Origin of the sequence: Photobacterium lutimaris, from assembly GCF_003025555.1 — a bacterium.
Taxonomy (GTDB): domain Bacteria; phylum Pseudomonadota; class Gammaproteobacteria; order Enterobacterales; family Vibrionaceae; genus Photobacterium; species Photobacterium lutimaris.
Map to the genome: position 1 here is coordinate 107877 of NZ_PYMH01000012.1, position 21248 is coordinate 129124.

The 21248-nt window shown below is 50.8% G+C and carries 19 protein-coding genes and 1 other annotated feature; of the genes, 6 read left to right on the forward strand and 13 right to left on the reverse strand.

Annotation, left to right across the window (positions count from 1 at the left end):
• Positions 1-3 precede the first annotated feature (3 nt).
• From C9I99_RS20700 to nfo, 3 genes are all read right to left on the reverse strand, one after another.
• The gene (locus tag C9I99_RS20700) at positions 4-540 is read right to left on the reverse strand and encodes a hemerythrin domain-containing protein (protein ID WP_107350732.1); all 537 of its coding nucleotides are present in this window, start codon (positions 538-540) and stop codon (positions 4-6) included.
• 123 nt (positions 541-663) lie between these two features.
• Positions 664-1338: a uracil-DNA glycosylase gene (ung, locus tag C9I99_RS20705; RefSeq protein ID WP_107350733.1), complete on the reverse strand. Its 675-nt coding sequence runs from the start codon at positions 1336-1338 to the stop codon at positions 664-666.
• 428 nt (positions 1339-1766) lie between these two features.
• On the reverse strand, positions 1767-2618 hold the full coding sequence (gene nfo / locus C9I99_RS20710; protein WP_107350734.1) for a deoxyribonuclease IV: 852 nt from the start codon (positions 2616-2618) through the stop codon (positions 1767-1769).
• A 546-nt stretch (positions 2619-3164) separates the two neighbouring features.
• Between nfo and grcA the strand changes: the two genes are divergently transcribed.
• From grcA to C9I99_RS20725, 3 genes are all read left to right on the forward strand, one after another.
• A complete protein-coding gene (gene grcA, locus C9I99_RS20715) occupies positions 3165-3542 on the forward strand; it encodes an autonomous glycyl radical cofactor GrcA (protein ID WP_107350735.1) in 378 nt (125 codons plus the stop codon).
• Between the two features lie 91 nt (positions 3543-3633).
• Positions 3634-3855 (forward strand): cation:dicarboxylate symporter family transporter, encoded by a 222-nt coding sequence (locus C9I99_RS20720; RefSeq protein WP_275937933.1) that lies wholly within the window; start codon positions 3634-3636, stop codon positions 3853-3855.
• A 304-nt stretch (positions 3856-4159) separates the two neighbouring features.
• Positions 4160-5368 carry a dicarboxylate/amino acid:cation symporter gene (locus C9I99_RS20725; protein ID WP_107350736.1) on the forward strand — a complete coding sequence of 403 codons (1209 nt, stop codon included), beginning with the start codon at positions 4160-4162 and terminating at the stop codon, positions 5366-5368.
• A gap of 74 nt (positions 5369-5442) precedes the next feature.
• On the opposite strand, the gene thrC is transcribed toward C9I99_RS20725, so the two are convergent.
• The 3 genes from thrC to thrA are packed head-to-tail and all read right to left on the reverse strand — an operon-like array spanning position 5443 to position 10146.
• The gene (thrC, locus tag C9I99_RS20730) at positions 5443-6726 is read right to left on the reverse strand and encodes a threonine synthase (RefSeq protein WP_107350737.1); all 1284 of its coding nucleotides are present in this window, start codon (positions 6724-6726) and stop codon (positions 5443-5445) included.
• A 2-nt stretch (positions 6727-6728) separates the two neighbouring features.
• Positions 6729-7685, reverse strand: coding sequence for a homoserine kinase (gene thrB / locus C9I99_RS20735; protein WP_107350738.1), 957 nt, complete (start codon positions 7683-7685; stop codon positions 6729-6731).
• 1 nt (position 7686) lies between these two features.
• Positions 7687-10146, reverse strand: a complete 2460-nt coding sequence (thrA, locus tag C9I99_RS20740; protein WP_107350739.1) for a bifunctional aspartate kinase/homoserine dehydrogenase I — start codon at positions 10144-10146, stop codon at positions 7687-7689.
• Between the two features lie 71 nt (positions 10147-10217).
• Positions 10218-10337 (reverse strand) — a sequence feature (Thr leader region).
• A gap of 303 nt (positions 10338-10640) precedes the next feature.
• On the opposite strand from thrA, the gene aceK reads away from it, so the two are divergent.
• Both aceK and C9I99_RS20750 read left to right on the forward strand, forming a co-directional pair.
• A complete protein-coding gene (gene aceK / locus C9I99_RS20745) occupies positions 10641-12377 on the forward strand; it encodes a bifunctional isocitrate dehydrogenase kinase/phosphatase (RefSeq protein ID WP_107350740.1) in 1737 nt (578 codons plus the stop codon).
• 114 nt (positions 12378-12491) lie between these two features.
• The gene (locus C9I99_RS20750) at positions 12492-12950 is read left to right on the forward strand and encodes a hypothetical protein (RefSeq protein WP_107350741.1); all 459 of its coding nucleotides are present in this window, start codon (positions 12492-12494) and stop codon (positions 12948-12950) included.
• A gap of 91 nt (positions 12951-13041) precedes the next feature.
• Here the strand turns inward: C9I99_RS20750 and C9I99_RS20755 are convergent, their stop codons facing one another.
• The 3 genes from C9I99_RS20755 to C9I99_RS27035 all read right to left on the reverse strand — a co-directional run bounded on the left by C9I99_RS20755 (position 13042) and on the right by C9I99_RS27035 (position 14409).
• Positions 13042-13539: a putative 4-hydroxy-4-methyl-2-oxoglutarate aldolase gene (locus tag C9I99_RS20755; protein WP_107350742.1), complete on the reverse strand. Its 498-nt coding sequence runs from the start codon at positions 13537-13539 to the stop codon at positions 13042-13044.
• A gap of 72 nt (positions 13540-13611) precedes the next feature.
• Complete coding sequence (locus tag C9I99_RS20760; protein ID WP_107350743.1) at positions 13612-14013, reverse strand: DUF3293 domain-containing protein; 402 nt, start codon at positions 14011-14013, stop codon at positions 13612-13614.
• Positions 14014-14211: 198 nt separating this feature from the next.
• Positions 14212-14409 carry a hypothetical protein gene (locus C9I99_RS27035; RefSeq protein WP_133638263.1) on the reverse strand — a complete coding sequence of 66 codons (198 nt, stop codon included), beginning with the start codon at positions 14407-14409 and terminating at the stop codon, positions 14212-14214.
• Between C9I99_RS27035 and arcA the strand changes: the two genes are divergently transcribed.
• Positions 14409-15128 carry a two-component system response regulator ArcA gene (gene arcA / locus C9I99_RS20765; protein ID WP_047874498.1) on the forward strand — a complete coding sequence of 240 codons (720 nt, stop codon included), beginning with the start codon at positions 14409-14411 and terminating at the stop codon, positions 15126-15128. The genes C9I99_RS27035 and arcA overlap by 1 nt on opposite strands.
• A gap of 93 nt (positions 15129-15221) precedes the next feature.
• Here arcA and C9I99_RS20770 read toward each other — a convergent pair whose 3' ends face one another.
• From C9I99_RS20770 to mnmL, 4 genes are all read right to left on the reverse strand, one after another.
• On the reverse strand, positions 15222-15797 hold the full coding sequence (locus C9I99_RS20770) for a hypothetical protein (RefSeq protein WP_107350744.1): 576 nt from the start codon (positions 15795-15797) through the stop codon (positions 15222-15224).
• Complete coding sequence (gene arcB / locus C9I99_RS20775) at positions 15794-18160, reverse strand: aerobic respiration two-component sensor histidine kinase ArcB (RefSeq protein ID WP_107350745.1); 2367 nt, start codon at positions 18158-18160, stop codon at positions 15794-15796. The genes C9I99_RS20770 and arcB overlap by 4 nt, the downstream gene beginning before the upstream one ends.
• A gap of 119 nt (positions 18161-18279) precedes the next feature.
• Positions 18280-20199, reverse strand: coding sequence for a GGDEF domain-containing protein (locus tag C9I99_RS20780; RefSeq protein WP_107350746.1), 1920 nt, complete (start codon positions 20197-20199; stop codon positions 18280-18282).
• A gap of 98 nt (positions 20200-20297) precedes the next feature.
• Positions 20298-21245 carry a tRNA modification radical SAM protein MnmL/YtqA gene (gene mnmL, locus C9I99_RS20785; RefSeq protein ID WP_107350747.1) on the reverse strand — a complete coding sequence of 316 codons (948 nt, stop codon included), beginning with the start codon at positions 21243-21245 and terminating at the stop codon, positions 20298-20300.
• Between the last annotated feature and the right edge of the window lie 3 nt (positions 21246-21248).

A 21248-nucleotide genomic window follows, 5' to 3' on the forward strand; every position in this document is an offset into this window, starting at 1 on the left:
CGGTTATGCTTGCAGCCGCTCAGCTAAATGACGGTACCGCTCGGTCACCTGGCCACCAAATAGCGGATCGCAGTCACACTCCTCATACTGTTGTGACACCGCCAGCCAGTCTTCTTGGGTGAAGTGCTTATGGATCAGAGGAAGAATATGTTTTTCCTCGAACTCCAAATGGGCAAGCTGGCTAACAACAAAGGCATTGAGCTTGTCGGCAAACACATCGAGCGGGATCACCGCATCCATCAGAATCATATCAACCGTGTCGGCAAACTCCCGGGTTAACCTCGCCAGCTCTTCATGTTCTTTCTCCAGACTTTTTACCTCACCAGCACTGTCAGCATAGTGATCTTGATAATAATGGTAGAGCACATCCTCTTTAGGATGGTGGCAGCACTCGGCATGGTTCTGCAGGTAATCCACAATATCTTTGATCAGGCCATAATTAACTTCTTGCCCATTGCGTATTGCGACCAGCTTCTGTTGAAGGATCTTCAACAGTCGGCAAATATAACCATGTTCAGTGTGAATATCATCCAGCATCATTGCATAAACCTCCCAGTCAACTCCATTACTAAAAGTGTATGCAAGGATGGAAAAATACACCTTGATCTCGGTTATTTAATACGCAATTCCTTTACACAAATCACACAACCCGACAAATAAAGATTAATCTTCCAGCAACCAATTTATAACTGGCTTATTCATCTGTTTTAATAGCTGGTTTGTCTGTGAGAAATGTTTACAACCAAAGAAGCCTCTGTAAGCAGACAATGGTGAGGGATGAGCAGAGCGCAGTACATGATGCCGTTCGGTATTGATTTTCTTTCCCTTCTTTTGCGCATGCGCGCCCCACAGCAAGAAAATAACGCCCTCGCAATGTTGATCGACCACTTCAATCAAGCGGTCGGTAAATACCTCCCACCCTATCTTGGCATGCGAGTGGGCATTGCCTTGCTCTACTGTCAGTACGGTGTTGAGCAGCAACACACCTTGCTCGGCCCAGCTTTGAAGATAACCGTGGTTCGGCGGGGTAAAGCCGTCAATATCCGTTACCAACTCTTTGTACATATTGGCCAAAGACGGCGGAATTTTCACACCAGGACGGACCGAAAAACTCAAGCCATGCGCTTGTCCCGGGCCGTGATAAGGATCTTGTCCCAAAATGACCACCTTGACCTCTGAAAGCGGTGTCGCCACCAGCGCATTGAATACAGCGTCCTGAGGTGGATAGATTTCTTTTCCAGCCGCACGCTCAGTGGCAACATATTGCTCCACCTGCTGGAAATACGGTTTCTGGCGTTCAGTCTCGATGACCTCTTGCCAGTTCTGTACAGTACTCATTCTCGGATCCTCTTATACCAAACTCAGTGGTATTACTTTTGCTGCCTATTGTATGGGGTTGGCTGATAAAACAAAGCCCCCCATCCACTCAAGCAGATAGGGGGCTCATCAAAAGGAGAAGATGGACGCTGTATTTAATCCACCTGATAGCGCGCTTTAGGGGTGACGGGCGTACGCCAATGTCCTCGCCCCTGAATATGACGGTGAGCCTGTGGTAATCGTGAGATGCCGTAATTCAATATCATCATTTCACTGTTCATAACCTTTCCCTCTCTTTAATATCTCATTACTAAGAACAGTTATGAAAAATTAGTGCCAGAATTGATAAGATTACAAATGAATGCAAATCAATAGGTTAAAATCAGCATCAACATCTACCCCGCCGATATTGCCCTAAATGGGTGAGCGTTGATCCAATATTGCGAATATTACTCGGCTTCAGGAATCATCGAACGCAATGTTGCTATTTCCTGCTGCCAGATATCGGGGTTGATGGTTTCCAGTACCAGTGGAATATTATCAAATCGGCTATCTTGCATCAGGTAGCGAAAGCATTCCCAGCCGATTTCACCGTCTCCCAAACTATGATGACGGTCTAGGTGGCTGCCTAATCCACCTTTGGAGTCATTGAGATGCATACCACGTAGGTATTTCATTCCGACAATCTGATCAAACTCAGCAAACGTCTTATCTGTGGCCGTTTCACTGCGCAAGTCATAGCCGGCGGCAAACGCATGGCATGTATCGATACACACCCCGATCCGGGATTTATCTTCCACCTGCTCGATGATGCTGGCCAGTTGCTCGAAGCGCCAGCCGAGGTTGCTTCCCTGCCCAGCCGTATTTTCAATCACTGCGACGACATCGGGTACCTCTGCGTGTGCCAGGTTGATGGACTCGGCAATCAAAGAAAGGCAGTCGGTTTCAGGGATTTTTTTCAAATGGCTACCCGGGTGGAAGTTCAGCAAGTGCAACCCGAGTTGCTCGCAACGGGCCATTTCATCAATAAACGCGTTGCGTGACTTTTCCAGCTTCTCACTCTCCGGTGCCCCGAGGTTTATCAGGTATGAATCATGAGGGAGAATGGCATCGGGGCTGAAGCCGTATTGCTGACAGCGCGCCTTGAATGCCGTGATGACATCTTGCTCCAGCGGCTTGGCGGCCCACTGGCGCTGATTTTTGGTGAATAGAGCAAACGCATTGGCACCAATCTTATTGGCATTTTCTGGCGAGTGATGTACTCCGCCGGCTGCGGATACGTGCGCACCAATTAATTTCATTTTTTTCCTACTTTAATGTTTTTCATTTTAAGCACCGATTGTACGTTATTTATCAACGTCAGCGCTTACAGATTGATCAGGACAAAAACGCCTTTTCCGAGAGGTTAGGGGAATAGCGCTCATTTTTTTGTTGTAATTTTACTACAAATGATCCACTCAAATATTTTTTAAATGATAACGCATTAGTTAAAAACCCATAAAAATGCGGGTTAGTTGACCTAGCTCAATAAAATCGCCCTGCGAAATTTAAGGTTTTTTGTTGTAATTTGATCTAAATCAATACACAATTAGCACCATCGAGATATATAATACGCAACTCAACAAGAAAATAGAAAAAACTAACGACACCCCCGACAAGCGGAGATTGTGAATTATAACTACTAAAAAATATGGCTTATGACGGTTGGAACCTTTTGCTCACAAGGCTTCTCATTATCATAAATACCGACATCCGGTCGTATTTTTCACTAGTCATAATTTTGCAAAATCAGGCTTAAACCTCAGGGGTTAGGTCATAAAAATAAGTCTTATACGGAGAAGAAAGTCATGATCCAAGGTATTCAAATCACTAAATCAGCTAACGATGACCTACTAAACTCGATCTGGTTGCTTGATTCAGAAACTAACGAAGCTCGCTGTGTTGCAGCATCTGCTGGTTTCGAAGCAGACCAAGTGATCCCAGCCGCTGATCTAGGCGAGTACGAGTCTCGCGAAGTTGCTATCGAAGCGCCAGCTAAGATCGAAGGCGGTCAGCACCTGAACGTTAACGTTCTTAAGCGTGAGACCCTGGAAGATGCTGCTAAGCACCCAGAAAAATACCCTCAGCTAACTATCCGTGTATCTGGCTACGCGGTACGCTTCAACTCTCTGACGGTAGAGCAGCAGCGTGACGTTATCGCTCGTACTTTCACTAACAGCCTGTAATTACAGCTGCTGTTAGTAAAAAACGGTACCTACGGGTGCCGTTTTTTTATGTCTCACGCACACCATTCACCTCTCTGGCTCGACAATCACGCTGGTCACCGGCTCCACGGCGGTAATGGCTGCACTTGGATTGATGGCATCGATGCTTGGTTTTGGAGAAGCGGAACTGGCATTGATGATTGCATTATATATGGCCCAGGACAGCTTCGGTACCACCTGTAATATTACCGGTGATGGCGCTATCTCTCTGTGGGTCAACAAATTTGCCAAGCAGTCTCCGCAAGCGGAAAATATTGAACAGACACAGAATTAAGCAAAAAAGCAGAGAATGAATCTCCCTTTTTGTCAATAGCAGGCTGATTGCCTGCTATTTTTTTGCTTGCTAGCACACAAAAACCACCGAACACTACTAACAAATGTTCATCACCTTAACTTATGTCAAAGAAGTAACCGTTTAGAAGGGAATAGCCGCAAACACTTTTAATTTTGTAGCTAGTACGACATAAAAAGCCCGCTTTTTTGGCATCCCTTATCGGGAAGTGATACAACACCCTCCGCCAAACTAGAGCGCATTAATCTCTTTATATTTCTCAAACTCCTCGATAGGAACTTTGACAATGAAACTTATTCTAAAACTTCTTGCAGGTATTGTGGCAGGTATTCTTGTCGGCCTGTTTGCGCCTGATTTACTAGTGCAAATTCTCATAACCATGAAAGCACTTATCAGCCAGCTGATTGGTTTTACTATTCCCCTGTTGATTCTATTTTTTGTTACCAGCGGCATTGCCAACCTACCGAAAAACTCCGGCAAACTGCTCGGTAAAACAGTCGGTCTGAGTTACCTTTCAACCATGGGGGCTGGTGCAATGGCCTACTTGGTTGCCAGCCAGGTATTGCCGTCGGTTCTGCATAGCCCAGGTGAAGTTAGCGATGCAGCCCGTACCTTGTCGCCATTGATTGACCTGAAAATCCCACCGATTATGGGGGTAATGACCGCACTCGCCGTTGCCTTTATCTTTGGGTTGGGGATCACGGCGACCAATAGCGAAAACATGCGCAAATTGAGCGACGAAGGCCGCAACATCATCGAGTTATTCCTATCGAAAGTCATGGTGCCATCCCTGCCGTTCTACATCTCGGGTGTGTTTGCCGATATGACAATTCAGGGGACCGTGTTCTCAACCCTGAAAACTTTTACCCTTGTGCTCGTACTGATCATTGCTCTGCACTGGTTATGGCTAAGTCTGCAGTTCCTGACCACAGGCGCACTGCTGGGCCGCTCCCCATTAAAGCTTCTAAAAAACATGCTCCCGGCTTACGTCACCGCGATTGGCACCATGTCTTCAGCGGCAAGCCTACCAGTGACCTTGCGCCAGACCCAAGAAAACGGTGTAAAGAAACCCATTGCCAACTTCGTGGTACCACTTTGTGCCAACATCCACATGTCAGGATCGGCAATCAGTATCACCTCTGTCTGTGTTGCGGTTATCTTGGTAACGGGCAACGCCACGGTTCCGAGCTTTATTGAAGCTTTGCCGTTTATCGGTATGCTGGGGATCACTATGGTGGCAGCGCCGGGCGCACCGGGCGGCGCTGTCATGGCAGCTGTAGGCCTATTGGGTTCTATGATGGGTTTTACCGAAGCCATGATTGGCCTGCAAATCGCTCTGCACCTGGCACAAGACGGGTTCGGTACCGCGTGTAACATCACTGGTGATGGCGCACTAGCCCTATGGGTCGACAAATTTGCTGACGAAGAGGTGTCTGGTGAAACTAACCTAACGGGTACTGAAGTCGATAGTACTAAGAGCGAGCAAATCGCCTAATCAAATGCGATAACATCAAGTGCTAAAAAAGGGAGCCTCGGCTCCCTTTTTGTTTAGCGCGATAAAAATTCGCCTTACTGGACGCTACGCAATACCGCCTTCAGTTGGTCAAAGTCGTTATCACGCTCGACCGACAACAGCTCCATCGCATTGTGCTTGGCCAACGGGGCCGGCAGGTCGATATCCTTGCCCAGGATCTCATCAACCACTTCTTTGAACTTGGCAGGATGAGCGGTACACAGGAATAAACCGGTTTCGCCTTCGGCCAGCTGCTCGTTCAATACACGGTAGGCAATAGCACCGTGCGGCTCGCACAGATAACCTTCCTGCTCCATCTGGCGTAAAGTCTCAGCCGTCTGCTCATCATCGACGGCACCGTAGCCCAGCTCATCAAGGCCCCAGCCTTTGAGGCGGCAAAGCTCCTCGATACGCGGCCAGTTGTTAGGCTGGCTCACATCCATGGCATTGGAGATAGTCGGTACGGTTGGTGCCGGCGCCCACTCACCAGTCTGCAGGTAACGCGGCACGGTATCATTGACATTAGTGGCGGCAATGAAGCGTTTCACTGGCAGGCCGATGGCTTTTGCCAGCAGACCCGCAGTCAAGTTACCGAAATTGCCACTCGGTACCGCAATGACCAGCTCTTCTCGCTGCACTTTAGGCAACTGAGCAACGGCTTCGAAGTAATAGCAAATCTGCGCCATTAAACGGCTAATGTTGATTGAGTTAGCGGAGTTCAGGCCAACTTCCTTACGCAACTCGGCATCATCAAACGCTTGTTTAACCAATGACTGACAGTCATCAAATGTGCCTTCGACAGCAACGGTAGAAATATTACCGCCTAGAGTACAGAACAATTTTTCTTGCAACGGGCTGATCTTACCCTTCGGATACAGGATCACCACCTTGATGTTGTCCATACCGTAAAAAGCGTGGGCCACAGCAGCACCGGTATCCCCGGATGTCGCTGTCAGGATAGTGATTTTGCCATCGCTGTCAGAAACGGCTGCCAGTGACTGGGCCATAAATCGGCCACCGAAATCCTTGAAGGCCAGTGTTGGGCCATGGAACAACTCAAGGGCGTACACCCCTTCCTTGACCGACTTAACCGGTGCAGTGAACTGGAAAGCATTGCCGACCATTTGGGAGACGGTCTCAACGGCCAGCTCCTCACCGATAAACGCCGACAGAATTGCGGTACTACGGCTGACAAAATCTAGCTCCAGCAACGCATCGACATTGTCGAAAGACGGCAGTTCCGCCGGGAAAAACAAGCCTTGGTTACTGCCGAGGCCTTGGCGTACCGCCTGGCCGAAAGAAACCTGCTCTTGATGATCTTTTAGGTTATATAGCTTCATGGTTACAGCTCACTTCCTGTTACTTTTGAGCCCTGTCCGTCCAAACGACAGACATGGACAAATCCTTCTTCATTCTGAACATAATGATCTTGCAACCATCGTGCAATACGTTTTGCGACTTCGAGGTCATCACACACGGTAAACATGGTAGGCCCCGAGCCAGAGATCCCACTAGCCAGCGCACCAGCTTCCAGCGCATACTGCCGCGCATTGGCAAAACCAGGAAGTAAACGTTCACGGTATGGCTCAGCTACCACATCTTTGATCATTTTCGCCGCCAACGCCGGTTGATCTGAATGGCAAGCATGGATAAAGCCCCCTAGATAGCGACCATGGGCAATCACATCCTGACGGCGGTACTGGGATGGCAGAATCGCTCGGGCTTCCGCAGTCGGCACCTTAATGCCGGGATAGGCCATCACCCAATACCAGTCATCAAAACAAGGGACTGACTGGCTGATGATACCCAGTTCCTCGACCATAAACTGCAAACCGCCCAAGTAGCAGGGGGCTACATTGTCGTAATGCAAGCTGCCGGAAATCTCCGCTTCCATCTCGCCCATCAGAGCCAATAACTCAGTCTCATCAAGTGGCTGATCATGAAAGCGGTTAAGCGCATCAAGCGCCGCCACAATCGAGCAGGCGCTCGAGCCTAGGCCCGAGCCAATTGGCATGTTCTTTTCCAAAGTCAGGGCTACAGGCTTGAGCGCAGCACCTTTCTTATCAAGCTCACGGGCAAACACCTGCCAGCAACGGTAAACAATATTCTCTTCTACCTGTTTAGGCAGCTTATCGACAAATGCTCCGACGCATTTCAGCGAGAAAGACTGCTCACCCTCTGCGGCCAAAACTCGATCGCCCAGCAAGGTGCCATCGATAGGGGACACCGCGGCCCCCAACACATCAAAACCAACACTGACATTACCAATCGATGCCGGTGCATAAACCACTACACTCATCTTAAACTCCTAGTTTCCAGCCCAGCGTACGCATCAAGTCTGCAAATACCCCGGCAGCCGTCACTTCAGTACCGGCACCGTAACCTCTCAGCACCAACGGGATTGGCTGGTAGTAGCGACTGTAGAAAGCCAGCGCGTTCTCACCATCCTTGATCTTGAACATCGGATCATCCGGATTGACAGCAGCCATCTTCACCGCACATTTACCGTCTGTAATTTCACCGACATAGCGCAGTACCTTGCTTTCGCTCGCGGCTTGTTCAATCAGTTCGGCAAAGTAGGCATCCGCTTCAGGCAGTCGGGCCATGAAGTCATCAACAGACCCCTCGGCATCAAAGCCCGGCGGTAGGGCCTGCTCGACCACCACATCTTCCAGCTCCAGCGCCATACCCGCTTCCCTTGCCAGGATCAGTAGTTTACGGGCAACATCCATTCCCGACAGGTCATCGCGCGGATCCGGCTCGGTAAAGCCGTTATTTCGCGCCACTGTCGTTGCCTCGCTGAAGCTCATCCCTTCATCTAGCTTGCCAAAAATAAAAGACAGAGAGCCAGACAGAATACCCGAGAAGCGCTCAAGCTCATCACCGGCAGCCATCAGGTTCTGCAGGTTTTCAATCACTGGCAGACCTGCCCCCACCGTGGTGTCATACATGAACTTACGGCGCATTGAACGTGCCGCCTGACGAAGCTGCTGGTAGTAGGCCATGCTGGCCGTATTGGCTTTCTTGTTCGGAGTGATCACGTGGAAACCCGCCGATAGGAAATCGACATACTGCTCGGCAATACCCTGATCGGAAGTACAATCAATGACAATCGGATTGATCACATGGTGACGCCTTACCAGCTGGATCATCCGCGCGAGGCTCAGCGGCTCATCGGCCTGGCCCATCGAATCACGCCAGTTTTCCAGCGGCAAGCCATTGCTATCGAGCAGCAGGCCCTTGCTGTTGGCCAAACCGCACACTCGGATCACGATACCGTTCTCGGCCAATTTGGCCTGCTGGCGCTGGATCTGATCGACCAGCTCGCCGCCGACACCACCGACCCCGATCACGAATACATCGAGGAAGTGCTGGCTGTTGAATAGGTTCTCGTGACAAGCCTTCACCGACTCTGACACTTTATTATCTGGGATCACCGCAGAGATCGCCCGCTCAGAAGAGCCCTGGGCAATGGCCACGATGTTGACATCCACTTCCGACAGCGAGGTGAAGAAACGCGACGCAACGCCGCGGGAGGTACGCATACCGTCACCAACCAACGTCACGATAGCCACGTTATCCATAAACTCGACCGGCTCAAGCAGCCCTTCTTTGAGCTCCAGCTCAAAATGATTCTTGAGTGCACGCTGGGCCTCCAGCTTATCGCAGCTCTCGATACAGAAGCTGATGCTGTACTCCGATGACGACTGAGTGATAAGAACAATCGATACGCCAGCTGAGGACATCGCCCCAAAGACACGGGCCGCCATACCGACCATGCCCTTCATACCCGGACCGGACACATTGACCATTGTGAGCTCTTTAAGGGTCGTGATCCCCTTGATATCCAGCTTATCTTCGCCGGTATCAAGACCAATCAAGGTCCCGGCCCCTTGTGGATTGAAACTGTTTTTGATCAGGCAAGGGATGTGGAACTGGGCAATCGGAGCAATGGTTTTCGGATGCAGCACTGACGCACCGAAGTAAGACAGCTCCATCGCTTCTTGGTAACTCAATGACTTGAGTAGGCGGGCATCAGGTACCAGACGGGGATCGCAACTGTAGACACCATCAACATCGGTCCAGATTTCACAGCTCTCGGCGCGCAGACAGGCAGCCAACACCGCCGCTGAATAATCTGATCCATTACGGCCAAGAGTGACCAACTCGCCTTTTTCGTTACCGGCTGTGAAGCCCGGCATGATATTGACATGATCCTGCGGCAGTGGATTTTGACGGAAGTTCTGTGTTGAAGCTTCGATATCAACATGGGCTTCCAAGTATTCACCATGCGCCAGCAGATAGGCCACAGGGTCAATCAAACTGGCCTGATGGCCCTTGGCCTGCAGCAATGACTGCATAATGACAATCGAGAGCCTTTCACCCTTGCTGATGATTTTGGCATAAACATTGTCGGGGCATAAACCCAGCAATTTGATACCGTGAACGTATTGCTTTAGCTGACCCAGAGAGCTTGCCAGTTTGGCATCCAAGGCTGCTTTGTCGAACCCCGGTTCGGCAGCTTTAAGCCCGCCCAGCAATTCATTGAACACCGTTTCCAAATCGGCCAGCTGTACATCCGCCTCACCAAACTGGATGCTATTTTCAATCACCGATACTAATTTATTCGTCACTTTGCCCGGCGCCGACAGCACCACAGACACCGGTCCCTGCTGGGCATTGTTGGTAATGATATCTGCTGCTCGAGCAAACCGGTCGGCATCGGCCAACGATGAACCACCAAACTTAAATACTCGCATTCCCTACTCCCACAACTTCCTAAAACGTGCCCCTGGACGCTACCTTGCCACTCCAGGATGAAATATCTGGTCAAAAAAAAGCCCACATCATTTTGGGATGTGGGCTTTTTTCTGCAATTCTTTTGCGCATCAGCCCACCCCAGCACCCATGGTGCCGGTAATAATAATGGTGGTGGTATTCATGCCGAATGCGTTAAACATAGCTGTCCTAAACAGATAACCGATAATATGTATGCATTAACGTTTACCGTAATCACATACCGGAGTCAACTTTATTCTTACCGGCATCTGTTGAAATAACTGTCAAAACGCGGTCATTTAACACATTCAAGCCATGCTATAACAGTATAATTAGCATCAAATTATTGCAGTTAACCTAAACTCCATGCATAGTAGAAACGGTGAATAATTAATCAAAACGGAATAATGTGCCGATTGATGGCACCAACGTGCCGGTACTTGTAGGCTAACTTCAGTAGAATTAGGGAGCCCGGATGACAGCAGCAATGGAGCAACTTGTCGCACACACGATACTGCAAGGTTTCGATGCCATGTATGGCCGATTTTTGGATGTCACTGCCGGCGCACAGGAGCGCTTCGAAAACCAGAGCTGGCCTGCAGTCCAGCAGGCGCTCAAAACCCGTATCAAGTTCTACGATCACCATGTGGGGCTGGTCACCAGCCAAATCACCATTATGCTGGGCAAGCGCTATGCCAACCATGCCTTTCTGATGGCGGTGAAAAACGCTTACGAAGATCTGCTGCTCGATTATCCCCGCTACGATATTGCCGAGAGTTTTTTCAATTCCGTCTATTGCCGAATTTTCGAGCACCGCAACATCAAACGCGATAAGCTTTTCGTCCATAGCTCCCAGGAAGGTCGAGTTCCCACCTACCCCACCAACCTCAGCCGCTTGTACAACACCGGCGCAAGCCTTGATACCTTGCTGGGCCGGATCCTTGACGATACGCCATTCAGCCTGGAATGGGAGGACAAACAACGTGATATCCAGCTGCTCGACGAGCGCATCAGCCAGCACTTAGCGGCATTGGGCAACCCGCCCCCGGTAATAGAAATGATCCGTGAACCGTTTTTCCGGAACAAGGCGGCTTATCTGGTCGGCCGGATCCGCTTCGACGACCACCACCATCTGCCTATCGTGCTTCCTATCCTCACCACGGACGAGAACAAACTCATTGTCGATGCCTGTCTGGTGGATGTCGATGCGGTCAGTATCCTGTTCGGCTTCGCCCGCTCCTATTTCATGGTTTACGCACCCGCACCGGCCGCTTTGGTCCGTTTTCTCAGTGAACTGATGCCTAACAAAACCAAGGCCGAACTCTATACCGCTATCGGCTGCCAAAAACACGGTAAAACCGAGTTATACCGCGAATTTCTGCACCATATCGAGCACTCCGACGACCAGTTCGTGTTGGCACCGGGGATCAAAGGGATGGTGATGTCCGTGTTCACCCTGCCGTCCTACGGCTTTGTGTTTAAGATCATCAAAGACAAATTTGCACCTCAAAAAGAAATAAGCCATGCCGTGGTCAGGGAAAAGTACCGACTGGTAAAAGAACATGATCGGGTCGGCCGGATGGCTGATACCCAGGAGTACCGCAACTTCAGCTTTGACCGCGACCGCTTCAGTGATGAACTCCTGGAAGAGCTGCTTGAAGTCGCCCCCTCAATTGTCAAAGTCACTGAGAAGCAGATCCTAATCAAGCACCTCTACATTGAGCGACGCATGATCCCATTCAATCTCTATGTTGAACAGGCCAACGATGATGATCTGCGCCATGCGGTCGATGAATACGGCAAGGCCATCAAGCAATTGGCAGCCGCTAATATCTTCCCTGGCGACATGCTATTCAAAAACTTCGGCGTGACCCGCCACAAGCGGGTGGTGTTCTATGATTACGATGAAATTAGCTACATGACCGAGATGAACTTCCGCCGTATCCCGCCTCCTCGCTACCCAGAAGATGAAATGGCAGCAGAGCCTTGGTACAGCGTTGGGGTGAATGATGTTTTCCCCGAAGAATTCAGAACCTTCCTGCTGATCAACCCGAAGGTAAGACTGCTGTTCAATGAGCTACACAGTGATCTGTTCGAGCCTCAGTACTGGCAGCAGCTGCAACATAATATTAAAGAAGGGCAATTTGAAGATGTCTTCCCGTACAGCTGCCAGCAGCGCCTAACGGGCCAACAGAGACGACAAGAAAGTTGACAGCATATCTCAGCAATGAAAAAGCTTTGTTTCAATTATGTACTACTTGACCTAGTATTATTTTGATAAGGATAAACATAAAAATCACAACAAAAAAAACAGGGAAGGTGATGAATGCGCACATGGCTAATCACAATTGCCCTGCTGGTAGTGGCGTTACCAACAACAGCAGCAGAAAGCAGACTCTTAAATAGACTGGACGATAACACATCATCTGGGTGGTTTATTTCATCCCAGTCGAAGGGGGCAGAGCAGTTCGATCTCTGGCAGATCGATAGCGGCTATGCCTATTCACTTTCAGATAATACCGAGCTCTATCTTAGCACCCGACTGAAAAGCGGCAACGAGAACCAACCAGCCAGTCGCGGGATGTTATCGGGGGTGAAATATAGCTTCACACCTAAGCTCAGTTTACAAAGTGCCGTAACTTCCGAAACGCAGGATCAAGACACAGTGGTAGGTGTCGAGGTTTCCAGCAATTATGAAGTTACGGAGAAACTCAATTTGCATGCCACCCTCGACTACGAAGGGCTTGAGCAAATCTACCAGTTTGGTATCGGCTTCCGCTTCTAGCGGTTGGCTAAGAAAGTACCCACGATCAACCACCATTCATCGACAAACGCCTGGCAAAGCCAGGCGTTTTGCTGTCTCGTTATATTAAAAGCTAGGGCTTAATCTCAGACAGGTCCAGCGGCTGCTTGCTAAATACCACCCCATTGAGATCGGCATATAGCATATCACCGGGGTACACCAGGGTATGGGCGACGGTCAGGGTGACATTTTCTTCTCCGGTCTGTCGCTTAACGGTTTTAACTGGACAGGCCGCCAGCGCCTTGACACCGATATTCAGGGTCGAAATGATCCCGACATCCCGCGCCGCACCGTTAATAATAATGCCTTCCCAGCCATTTTTCAGGGCCAACATCGCCAGTTGATCACCAAGTAACGCTTTAGTGCAAGAGGCGTGGCCGTCAATAAACAGCACTTTCCCGCTACCGTTGCGTGAAAGGATATCGCGCACCATGCTGTTATCTTCAAAACAACGCAAGGTCACGACCTCGCCGTAAAACACATGACGACCGCCATAGTTCTGCAAGCTCAGCGGCAACCAACGCACATCCTGTTCAAAGTTATCGCACAAGTCCGGGGTCAAATCTTTCATTGCAGGCTCCTTTATTATCTTTGTGGTCTTTCCCTATCCGGGCCGAGTCATCCCCCACTCCCTGGGGCTACGTTAAGTGTAGAGAAAGCTTGGCCAATCACCCAATCTTTGTGTCTGTACCCCCTCGAGTAAAACCGGCACTAAAAACAACTCATTACCTTCCACCCAGTAAATGGCATTCTGCCCCCAGCGGGCCGCTTCCCGGCATGCCGCCTCTCGGGTCATGGGCACCACAAAGCCCAGCTCCTGCCATTGCCCATCCGGTCCACTGCAGGTTACGGGCAATATCTCACCACATTGCCTTCTGAGTGACAGCTCCAGCTGACGATGGCGAACCAGGTTGCGTTTATTGCTAAGAACGATGCTTCTCGGATTAAATGCTGTTAGAATTGCAAAGCAAGGGTAAACAGGGTGTTGCGCAACCTTAAAAAAGATCGATTGATAGCTACACCACAACGAGTTTTTTTCACACATAGAGTGCAACACCTTAGGGACGATGCATTTTTTTGTAGCGAATGTTAAGCAAAGTGGAGAGTCGTAATACGCTTCATACTGTTTGATGTAAATCAATAAAGTGCCCGAAAGCAGCCCGGAAACAAAGCGCTTATATTGTTAGCGAGCTGTTAAGTGAATACAATCGTCGCCATCCCACGGAAATTGTAGCCAATGCCCCTAAGTTTGGGCTTTTTCAGCGAAAATCATCATGGCTTGATGAGCTGGATAAATGGATGGCGTACCAACAGGTTTTGTGAGCAAATACGATAAAGCACGTATTTCTCCCAAATTTTTGCCTGTATGTGAATTTTTTATATAGAATTTTACTATTCTGTTTTTGACCAGATTCCGTTTTGAGAAATTAGGTACTGCCAATGCAAACCCCTCACATTCTAATTGTAGAAGACGAGCACGTAACACGTAATACCCTGAAAAGCATCTTTGAGGCAGAGGGTTACACCGTTTTTGAAGCCAATGATGGCGCAGAAATGCACCAGATGCTTTCTGAGCACCCAGTTCACCTGGTGATCATGGATATCAACCTACCGGGTAAAAATGGCCTGCTTCTTGCGCGCGAGCTTCGCGAGCAGGGCGACATGGCGCTGATGTTCCTGACTGGCCGTGACAACGAAGTGGATAAGATCCTTGGTTTGGAAATCGGCGCCGATGACTACATCACCAAGCCGTTCAACCCTCGAGAGCTGACTATCCGTGCTCGCAACCTGCTAACTCGTGCTATGAACCAAGGCTTGCCAACTGAAGACAAGCGCCTGGTTGAACGTTATGAGTTCAACGGCTGGTCGCTAGAAATCAACAGCCGCTCTCTGGTTAGCCCAAGCGGTGATCAGTTCAAGCTGCCACGCTCTGAGTTCCGTGCCCTGCTTCACTTCTGTGAAAACCCAGGTAAGATCCAAACGCGTGCCGAGCTACTGAAGAAAATGACTGGCCGTGAGCTTAAGCCGCACGACCGTACCGTCGACGTAACGATCCGTCGTATCCGCAAACACTTCGAGTCAGTGGCAGATACCCCGGAAATCATCGCGACTATCCACGGTGAAGGTTACCGTTTCTGCGGCGATCTGGAAGAAGAATAATTCCACACCGAACGCAGACAGCAAAAAAGCTCCTTACGGAGCTTTTTTTGTTTACGCTGAAGCAAAAGTTCAGCCCCAGTAAGTCGCACCCGATCAGAACACCTGGCTGACCAGCACACCGCGTTGGATCAAGACCTGCTCTTGACCTTGATAGAGTACCGTTACCGCAATATCGGCCTTGCTGCCTGGCAACCATTCAGGTCCCCCGCGCAAGCTCACCTCCAGGCTCATCTCGCCTTCCGAGCGGACGTCAAGGTTCTCCTGCCCCAGCCATAGTTGCTCTTCCTGCGCAACCAACACCTGCAATATTTCCACCCCTTGCGGCAGTGGCTTCATGTCACGCGTTAGCAAGCGAATGGAGGCATGCAGCTTATTCGCAGGTTGGCTACCATCATCACCGATCACCGGCATGCTATTGAGCCACAGTTCACTGCCCAGATAAACCGTGGCATCTGACAATATCAACTCTTGCGGTGACTGCCAGATATCCACTTCTGCCGGCAGAGTGGCCGGGAGATCCTCAACCAGAGGCGCTACCTGTTCGGCGTGTTCCTCGGCAGCGGCCGGCTGCTGACCTTCCGCCTCTTTGTCTTTTGCCATGTCACCGCATCCAGCAACGAAAAGAATCCCCGCCGCTAACAGCAGTGTTTTTGCGTCAGTTCCCATCATGCTTTCTCCTGCTGGGCTAGCCAGTCTTTAAGCACCTTAAGATCATTGTGGTAGCCATCTTTGATTTCATCGACCCAATCATTGATATTCTCCCACCAAGCTGGCAACTCAGGGGATTGGGCTTTCTGGGCGACCTGCTGGATATGCTTGAGGCCGATAGAGCCCGCTGCGCCTTTGATTTTGTGCGCTTCGAACTTGATGCCGTCTTGATCCTTGGCCGTCATATTGGAATCCAGGATCGCAATGTATTCCGGCATCTTATCCTCAAACATCGCGATGCTGTCATACACAGGCTTGGTACCGACAATTTCCACATAGGACGTCAGCATCTCCAAGTCCAGCAAGGTATTGACCATCTCATTGCTGACTCCCTGCGGGGTTGGTTCATTTTCCACCAGTTCCTCTCCTTCTTCCTCGTCCAGCGGGCAAGTCAGTACCAATCGCTGGATCACTTCCGTGATTGCCTTGACGCTCAGCGGTTTGCTGATTGCGTCGTCCATTCCTTTGTCCAAGTACTCACTCTTGTCCTTGATCACATTGGCAGTCAGGGCCACCAATGCCGGCAGGTAATCGAATCGCTCGCGGAGCTTGGCTGCCACATCGAAGCCGGTCATATCCGGCAGCTGGATATCCAACAGGACCAAATCATAAGCGTCAGGATCAAACATCGACAGCGCCTCTTCACCGCGCATTGCTACCGTCACCTCATGGCCCAAGCTTTCTAGCAACGCCTTGGCAACAGTAATATTGAGCTCGATATCCTCAACCATAAAGATATTTAGGCTGATCTGCGGGGCGACGGGCAGGGCTTCCTCTTCCACCACCTGCTCGACCAGTGGGACGGTAATCGTCACGGTAAAGGTACTGCCCTCACCGACTTCCGAGTTGACCGTGATATCGCCCCCCATCATCTGTACCAGCTGGCGCGAAACCGATAAGCCAATTCCGGTACCGACCGCGTGCAAATTATCGTCCTCATCTTTCACCTGATAGTACATGGCAAAAATTTTATCGAGCTCCGTTGCCGGGATCCCTATCCCGCTGTCTTCAACCTCAAAGGTAATATGCGCTTGATGGCCGTCGACTTCGCTACTGACCGACATCACCACCCCGCCGTCCTTGGTGAACTTGGTCGCATTGCCGATCAAATTCCACAGCACCTGACGCAATCGGGTACCGTCGACCTCGATACATTCAGGCAGTTCGGTCAGCCTTTCGAGGTCAAAGCGCAAGCCTTTCTGGCTCGCCATCAAGGCCGAGATATTCTCCATCTCGGCGACAAAATCATGAAAGTCCAACGGCTTGGGCATCAACTCGAGACGACGGCGGTCCGACTTATCCATATCGATGATATCGTTGAAAATATTACCGAGGGTAATGGCGCTAACATAAATGGTGCGCATGTAGTCGTTCTGCTCTTGGTCGAGCTTGGTCTCCAGTAGCATCCGGCTCAGACCAACAATGCCGTTAAGCGGCGTGCGCAATTCATGGCTGATGGTCGAAATAAATGCGGTCTTGTCTCGGCTCGCTTTTTCCTGGGCGTCCTGATATTGCTTGCGCTCGGTAATGTCGCGACCAAAACCCATCAAGCCCAAACGTCGTCCATCACGGCTGTAAAACGGAACCTTGCGCAATTCGAAGATAGCCTTGCGACCGTCCGGGTACTCCAGCCACTGCTCATAGGTCAGCGACACATTATTCTGGAACACCTGCTGATCGGTCTCGGAAATTTTGCTGGCAACCTCTTCGCTGTACACATCCCTCGGGGTAAGACCAACCAATTGCTTCTCGGTCCGGTTGGTCAGCTCCTCCATCGCCCGGTTGCAACCGGAAAACTGGCCCTTTTCATTGCGGTAATAAATCAGATCCGGCGAGGCATCGAGGAAGGACTTGAGCAAGGCGCTCTGTTCAGCCAGCTCAAGCTGGGCATTTTCGCGTTGATAGACTTCGTTTTCCAGATCCTGCATTGCTTCCTGGCGGGCCTCTTCGGCTTTTTCCCGCTCTTCAATTTCTTGGTTCAGCTGGCTGATATTGTCCTGCAACTGCTTGTTGAGCTGCATGTCACGCGAACGCATCTCTTCGAGCTTGGTGACCAGCTTTGACAAACGTTGACGGGACTCTTCGAGTTGATCGACCACCACCGAGAGAAAATAGACAGCCCAAGGGGTGATCAGCAAGCCGAAGAAGACTGAACGGACAATATCAATATCTAGTACTTCCCCCTGCAATACCAAGGTGACGCCAATCTGCACCACGACAGCAAGGGCGACCAGGGCCAATGCCAGTAACAAGCTAAACCTAACCAGTCCGAGTTTGACTAGCAGATCAACGTAATATTGTGCCAGTACTTTGATTTGTTTCATTCTTACTTCCTAATCACTACCGCTTTCCCATCATAAGGGCGAGCGACCGAGAACCCAAGCAGGCATTTCCTGTACGCCTGCCGTCCTTCACATTTTCACCGTCCCCGAGCAGCGCGGCACTAGCTGGCCTCTTTTTCCGACATCGTCATGGTGCAGTTGCGGCCTGCCGCTTTGGCCCGGTACAGGGCGACATCAGCCAGCTCGACCAGCTTGCCATAATCCTGGTTGGGCAGAGGGATCAGCGTCGCGACTCCCAAGCTCACCGTCAAGGTGGGGGCAATATCAGAATAGCTGTGGGTTAGTCCCTTCTCCGCCAGCGCCCGATGGATGGCTGCCGCGACCACTTCGCCCCCCGCCAAGCTGGTGTTGGGCAGCAGGAACGCAAATTCCTCGCCCCCATAACGGGCGACCTCGTCGGTCTCACGTTTGACCACACTGCGCAGTACCTTGGCCACTTCGCGAAGGGCGAAATCCCCCTGCTGATGGCCATAGTTATCATTAAAGGCCTTGAAGTAGTCAATGTCACACAGGATCAGGGTCAGCGGATTCTTTTCGCGAATATGGCTGTACCACATCTTACGCAGTTGCTCATCGAAACTACGGCGGTTGGCGACCTTGGTCAGGCTATCGACAAAGCTGAGCTCCTGCAGCTCCATAATGGCATCAGCCAGTTGTTGCTCAGCCATTTTACGCTCGGTCACGTCCCGCGCCATCATGAGCACCCCGGTGGTACCGTCGGTCGGATTCCGATAGGGTGACTTGAGCACCTCGTACCAAATTGGCGTACCGTCCTCCAGAATCACGTAATCATCGGTTTTGACGCTGATCCCCTGCTGGATGACCTGCTGATCCGTCTGGCGGAACAGTTCCAGCTTATCAGGCTCCAGCACATCCGCTGAAGATCTTCCCAGCAAGGATTGCTGGGTGTAGCCGAGCGAACGAGCAAACGGTTCATTACAGCCGACATACACCCCGTGCTCATTATATAAAGCGATAGGATCCCGACTGGCGCTGAGAATGGTATCAAGCAGTGTATTACGCTGGGCCAGCTCCTGCTCTGTCACTTCCCGTTTCTCAATCTCGCTTTTAAGTACTTCCTGCATTTCATGCCAGTCTGTTACATCATGACTAATACTGAGGGTACCAATGGCCTCTCCTGAATCACCAAGCAATAAATTGAAGTTGGTTTCCAGCAACCGACTAGAGCCGTCCGGTGCCGTGGTCCAGGTATGGGCCGCACTGTTGCCAATAGAGCGGCGCCCCTGCTCTTCGGCAATCCCTTCCTCTATGCGCCCACGCCAAAAACGGTCAAATGCCTTGTTGGTGCCGATAAGTTCACCCGACTTATCTTTGAAGTACACCAACTCGGACAAAGAGTTAAGTACCTGCTGGAAAATCCGCTGCTCATTTTCCAGCTTCACTTGTTCGCAATGGCTGGCGCGTGGCGAATCGATAAACAACAGCCAACAAGACTGCCATTGACAACGGATCGACAAACCCGAAATCAGCAGAGGGATCATCTTGCCATTGCCTTGGGGCAAGGCCTCATTCACTTCCTTGAAGTTTTTCAGGCCAGCAAAGGGACGCAGGAAATCACACAGCATTTGCTCACTGAGATCATCAGGGTAGAGGTAACGGTCGTTGAGCTTGCGAACCCCGAGCAACTGGCGGCAGGACTTGTTGCCATAGACCAAGTGGCCGTCTTTCTTGCGGACCACGGCGACGGCGGTGGGCATGAGAGTCAGTTGGCCATGCAAGCGACGGTAAGAGCCAGCGTCAAGGTGGTGCAGCAGCAAGGTCAGCAAGCCGCCACCGATAACCAGCACGAGGATCAAAAGCGAAAACAGTAAGGCTGAATTATCGATTTGGAGCCGATAGGGAAAGGAGGATGCATAAGATGCTGGCGCAAAAACCGCCGCGCCCCAAAGCGTCAGGCAGAAAAGCAGTCCCCGCAGCCGGTATCCCCCGCTGCGGATCAATAAGGTTAACCATGTAGGTAACAGAAGGCTAACAGAGCGTTCCTGATAGGAAATATGCATTAAATTTAGTAATTGACGTCATTTTACTCGTAATCTAACACACTTAGCGCTTCAATCACTAATACCCAGTCCGTGCACGCCGCTTGCTTTGCAGTGGTTTATTTCGTGGCGCGTGAGGCAGGAGGGATATATTCAAACGGCAGCCCCAGTGCCGCCCCTTGGCCGCCATGCTGATCCAGATTTCGGCCAATCTCGGTCATTGCCAACCAGCGGTTTTCACACCACTCGGGAGCCAGCAAGGTTGGTTTGCGGGCACTGGCCGAAACCCGATGGTATACCACCTCAGGCGGGGTCAGGCGGATCATTTCTGCCGAGATCTCGGTATATTCCTCAAGGCTCAGCTCGGCCAACCGACCGGCTTTCCACGACAGTCCCATAATGCTCCCCTCGACAATGTGTAAGGGGTGCAATTTGATACCATCGACACCGGCATCAACCACTTTGCGGACAGTATCGAGGTTGTCCTCACGGGTATCCCCTGGCAGGCCGACAATCAAATGGGCACAGACTTTTAGCCCCAATGCTCGCGCCCGCTTGGCAATTGCCGCATAGCAAGCAAAATCATGGCCTCGGTTGATCCGCTTAAGGGTTTTGTCGTTGGCGGTCTGCAAGCCCAGTTCCAGCCAGATCTCATAACCTTGCTCACGGTAACCCGCCAGAAGTTCGAGTACTTCATCCGGCACACAGTCCGGTCGGGTTCCTACACACAAGCCAACGATATCAGCGGTTTCCAGCGCCTCTTCGTACATCGCTTTTAATGTCTGTACTTCAGCATAAGTGCTGGTATAGGCCTGGAAATAGGCGAGATAACGCTTGGCACGGTCAACCTCTCCGGCACGCTGAGACAGCTGTTCGGTGATCGGTTTGTGCTGTGCCTGCTCGTCAGCAAAAGAGGCGACGTTGCAGAAAGTGCAACCGCCACGGCCAATAGTTCCGTCACGGTTCGGGCAGCTGAAGCCGCCGTGCAAGGTCAGTTTATGTACCTTCTCGCCATAGCGACGTTGTAGGTCCTGGCCTAATGTGTTCACGAGCTCATGCAGCTGCATCTT